We start from the raw sequence: 4781 nt of genomic DNA on the forward strand, positions 1-4781 counted from the left end.
GTCGTTCAGTCCAGTTGTTCAACGCGGCACGGATAAAACGGCCGCGAATGTTCGACCAAATCCAACATGGTTTGGTCGCTTTGGACTTCGGAAACCGGAATGCTTTCGTCGCTGATCGCCTTTCGATATGCGTTCAGCAATTGCTGCTTTTGGTTCTCCGGTCCGAAGTGGGTGGCAACAATGTTTCGGTTGTGATCGATGACAGCAGGACGGGCTTCGGTCACCAACGCATCGCACAACGCCGCGTTGCGTTCGCGAACTTCCTGCGCAAATCCGGCGTCGGTGTTGAAACGCTGTAGCACTTCGATCTGCATCGAAGGTGTCAATTGAGCGAAGTCGACCCAATCGTTTGCATCGCCGCTTGATTGGTCGGGCGTCGACTGCGATCTCGCGATGTCGACGTCGCGCTGAACATCTTTCCAAGCGTTCGTCTTTGCATCTTGGAACCGGCGGTTGGCTGCTGCGAGCCACTCGGGCGATCCGGGAATTTGGACCGCATCGTAGAGATGATCCAAACGCATCCCATGATTGATGAAGTCGCCGGTCACTCCCGGCAGATTTCTAGCAACGACGCTGCGAGATGCCAGCCACGGTTCGAGGAAGACCATCCCGAATCCTTCAGCCACACTGGATGACACGACAACGCTGGCGGCCGACAAATTGTCGACGAATTGAATGGCCTCATGATGTGCAGCGTTGAACACGACGTTATCAACGCATCGCTCAGCAACGGCTTGCCACCTTTCGTAGGACTTCTTTTCCATGGGCGTAGCTGGCATCAACGTCATCGCACCGATCGTGGGACGACCGGCCAGTTGGCACATCAACAAAAACTCGCCAAGGTTTTTTCGTCGAATGCCCCGCACGGGATACAACATCCAGCGAAAGTCGGCAGGCAGGTCGAATGCCTCCCGAACTTTTTGCGTTGCGACTTCGAACTCGGGCAGTTCGTCGGTTGGGAGACGCACGCTGTTGGGCAGAACATCGACGCGAGAACGATGAATCCCAAATTTCGCGAGCGTTTCCGCATCGCCAGTCGTTAGCGTCGCGTAGGAAAGTCGATCACCGTGTGGGTAGAGGATCGCGTCGAGTTCGCTTGCTCGCCGGCAACCATGAGATTGTTTCAGATAAGCCCAGTTTTGAGGACGCTGATCCTCGGCAAAGTCATGGATCTGCAGCAAGCACGAGTAGCCCATCGCCGCGAGATGTTGGATCACCAAGGGTGATGCTGCGTTCTTGCCGAGACTGTGGTTGTGCCAGTGAACGACGGTCTGTTGGCGAGACCAACCCGCTCGTTGGCATAGGTCGTCGAGTTCGCGAGCGGTGTTTTGGGCTTGCTCGTCAACGCCCAGCGACATGTCACGATGCGAATCGTATTCCAGTGATTCGACGCTCCAGATGGACGCCGATTCGCGTGTTGCTGCTTGCAACCCCGATTGTCGAGGTCCGCTGACGAGAGCGACCTCGTCAATTTCATCGGATCCCTGAAGGCAGTGAACATGGTTTTCCACCACCTGAGTCACGCCGCCCCGTTCGAAATGGCAATGCACAATGAGAATTTTCATCGCGGAAATTTTCACTGGCTGTCTGTCTCAAAAGGGCAAGGCGTATCAGTGACGGAGGTCGCGCGGCGTTGCTGGGCCATTCGACTCGCTTCGCTCACCCTCTCGGAGTGAGGGCAATGGTTGAGGGGAGTAGCCGTGTGCTTCGTGCGCTCTTTTTCACAGGCTGGAAGCCTATGCCACACTGGGGTCAGTGGACTCGTTGACCGGGCAGTGCGCCGTCATCGATTCCAAGCACGAAGACTTCTTCGCCACCGGGGCCAGCTGCGGTGACCATCCCTTCGCTCAAACCAAAACGCATTTTTCGTGGTTTGAGGTTGGCGACCATCACGACCAAACGTCCGACCAATTTGTCAGGATCGTAAGCGGCTTTGATTCCGGCGAAGACTTGGCGAGTTTCGTCGCCACCCAAACCGAGGGTCAGTTTCAGAAGCTTGTTGGCTTCCGGCACATGCTCCGCGGAAAGCACTCGAGCGACGCGCAAGTCGACCTTCATGAAATCATCGATCGTGATTTCATCGGCGAGTGGCTCATTTTTGAGTGGTTGATCACTGTCGTTGAACGGGTTAGTGGCAGCAGCATCGGTTTCTTGAGCTGCTTCGTCTTTGCTTTCTTCCATCATCGCTTCGAGATCCTCAGTTTTGACACGGTCCATCATACGTTGAAATTTGTTGACGCCCCGGTCGACCAGTGGCGTTTGGCTTTGTTCCCATGAGGTGATTGGCTCGCCGAGCAAGTCACCACATTTATTTGCCAGTTCGGGAAGGACTGGGGCCAGGTAAACGGCCAATTGCCGGAACAGATTCAATGCGACCGTGCAAACGTCTCGCAGTTCATCTTGTCGTTCCGGATCTTTGTTCATTTCCCATGGCTTGGCGTGTTCGACAAACGGGTTTGCCGCGTCCGCCAATTCCATGATCAATCGCATTGCTTTGGAAAACTCACCTTCTTCATACGCGGCGGCGATTTCGTCGCCTTTCGCAGCGGCGGCTTGGAACAGCCCACCATCATCGGGATACGATGGTGCCAATCCCGTGCGGCTTGCAAATTTGCCTACACGGCTGGCGAGGTTGACGACTTTGCCGACCAAATCAGAGTTCACCTTCTCGACAAACTCCTCGACTCCCAGATCCAAGTCTTCGACTCGCGATGACAACTTGGTGGCGTAGAAGTATCGCAGTGCGGATGGATCGATGTGTTTGAGAAAGGTTTCCGCTTTGACGAACGTTCCATCGCTCTTGGACATCTTCTTGCCATTCACATTCAGAAATCCGTGAATGTGAACTTTGGTTGGCAGTGAGAAACCAGCCGTCTTGAGCATGCCCGGCCAAAACAGCGTGTGGAAGTAAGTGATGTCTTTGCCGATGAAGTGGTGGACTTCGCAGTCATCGCTTTTCCACCAATCGGCCAAGTCTTCACCATTGGCGTTGCACCACTGCTGCGTGCTGGCGATGTAGCCGATCGGTGCGTCGAACCATACGTACCAATAGTTACCAGGTGCGTCGGGAATTTCGAATCCGAAGTAAGGAGCCGGTCGACTGATGTCCCAGTCGCGAAGTTCTTCGGCCAGAAAGTGACCTTTCAAGTAGTTGGCAGTTTCCGGTTGCAGAGCACCCGAGTTGGAAACCCATTCGGAGAGGAAGTCGTGTAGCTTTTCCAGTTCCACGAACAGGTGTTCGGCTTCTTTGATGACCGGAGTCGCACCGCTGAGCGTGCTGACCGGATCGATCAGTTCGGTGGGACTGTAGGTGTGTCCGCAATTGCAGTTGTCGCCCGCTTGGTCAGGCGTGCCGCATTTGGGACACGTACCGCGAACAAAACGATCGGCCAGGAAGGTCTCGGCTTCCGGGTCGTAAAGTTGCTCCACACTTCGCTGGACGACCAGATTTGCGTCTCGAAGTGATTGCCAAATTTGGTGGCAAAGCGTTCGGTTCTCTTCGCTGTTGGTGCTGCCGTAGTGGTCGAATTCAATTCCAAAGCCCGCGAAATCTCGCTGGTGTGCTTCGCTGGTTTCTTCGATCAATTCAATTTCGGAACGGCCTTCTCCGCGGGCGCGGATCATGATCGCGGTGCCGTGGGTGTCGTCGGCGCAGATGTACAAACAGCGATTGCCTCGCAATTTCTGAAACCGAACCCAAATGTCGGTTTGCAGGTATTCCACCAAGTGACCAATGTGGATTGGGCCGTTGGCGTAGGGCAATGCAGCGGTAACGAGCAGACGACGCGTCATGAAAGCAGTTGTCGGTGTGGGGAGCGAGGGCTTCGGCGTTACCCACGACCCATTTTCGCGACGTGGGGTTCACCATCCGAGGTCGCGATTGTGACAAACCACCGCTGGATCGAACAGCACCAGCCGCCGAAGACCATGTTCCGGCAATTCCACTAGAGATTCATCACGGTCTTGACCAGATCGCTGACCGAGTAGGGGTGAGCCGAAACAAACGCTTCTCCGGCCCAACATCCTGCTTGCGATCCGGTGACCAATGCCGCCGCGCGCACACGTTCGGCAATCTTGGGTTTATGGGCAAATTGGCTGTCATAGGCGGTAATCGAAGCCAGCTTCTGCTCCAGACAATCGCCGATATCGACGATCAAATGGTGCGACTCGCCCGGCATCACATCTGGTTCAAACGCCAAGCGGAAATACAGCTGGCGAGCGACCGCATGAACCGGGACGCCGTCGAAGTGTTCGTCCCAGCGACACAATCGGCTGTAGAACACGGCCGCATCGGTGATCTGCATCGCTTGCCAATGATCCGGTGACGCCATGGGCGTTTTTTGTCCGAACCCGATCACGATCCGAGGTCGAAATCGTCGGAATTGCCGAGCAAGTGCAATCCTTGGAACGAAACCGTCCATCAAGATGCGATTGGGCAGGTTCAGTTGGATCCGAGCGTGGACCCCGAGACACTTGGCGGCCTGGACCGATTCCGACATTCGAGTTTCGACGTCGGGGCAATGAGGCGTCGGTTCTCCGTCGGTTAAATCGACGATGCCAACGCGATAGCCCTGACGGACCATCTTGGCGAGCGTCCCACCACAAGCGGATTCAACATCGTCTGGATGAGCCCCGACCGCAATCACGTCAAGCGACTGCGCTGGATCATCGGGAAGTAGGAGATCGCTCGGTGCAGGAATGGCTTCGTTCATGCGAACCAGCTTAAAGCCGCGGGCATCGTCGAGACAGGTCCCAACGACGCCCGAGTCAGTCAAAGCGGC

The 4781-nt window shown here is 55.6% G+C and carries 3 protein-coding genes; all 3 read right to left on the reverse strand.

Annotated elements, in window-relative coordinates; genetic code table 11:
* Nucleotides 1-5: 5 nt before the first annotated feature.
* Complete coding sequence (locus B2R17_RS09245) at nucleotides 6-1565, reverse strand: hypothetical protein (RefSeq protein ID WP_286763769.1); 1560 nt, start codon at nucleotides 1563-1565, stop codon at nucleotides 6-8.
* A gap of 187 nt (nucleotides 1566-1752) precedes the next feature.
* Nucleotides 1753-3792, reverse strand: a complete 2040-nt coding sequence (metG, locus tag B2R17_RS09250; RefSeq protein WP_286763770.1) for a methionine--tRNA ligase — start codon at nucleotides 3790-3792, stop codon at nucleotides 1753-1755.
* Nucleotides 3793-3944: 152 nt separating this feature from the next.
* Nucleotides 3945-4712, reverse strand: coding sequence for a PIG-L family deacetylase (locus B2R17_RS09255; protein WP_286763771.1), 768 nt, complete (start codon nucleotides 4710-4712; stop codon nucleotides 3945-3947).
* Nucleotides 4713-4781 lie beyond the last annotated feature (69 nt).

It is taken from the genome of Rhodopirellula sp. UBA1907, from assembly GCF_002337565.1.
In the GTDB taxonomy this organism is placed as follows: Bacteria; Planctomycetota; Planctomycetia; order Pirellulales; family Pirellulaceae; genus Rhodopirellula; species Rhodopirellula europaea.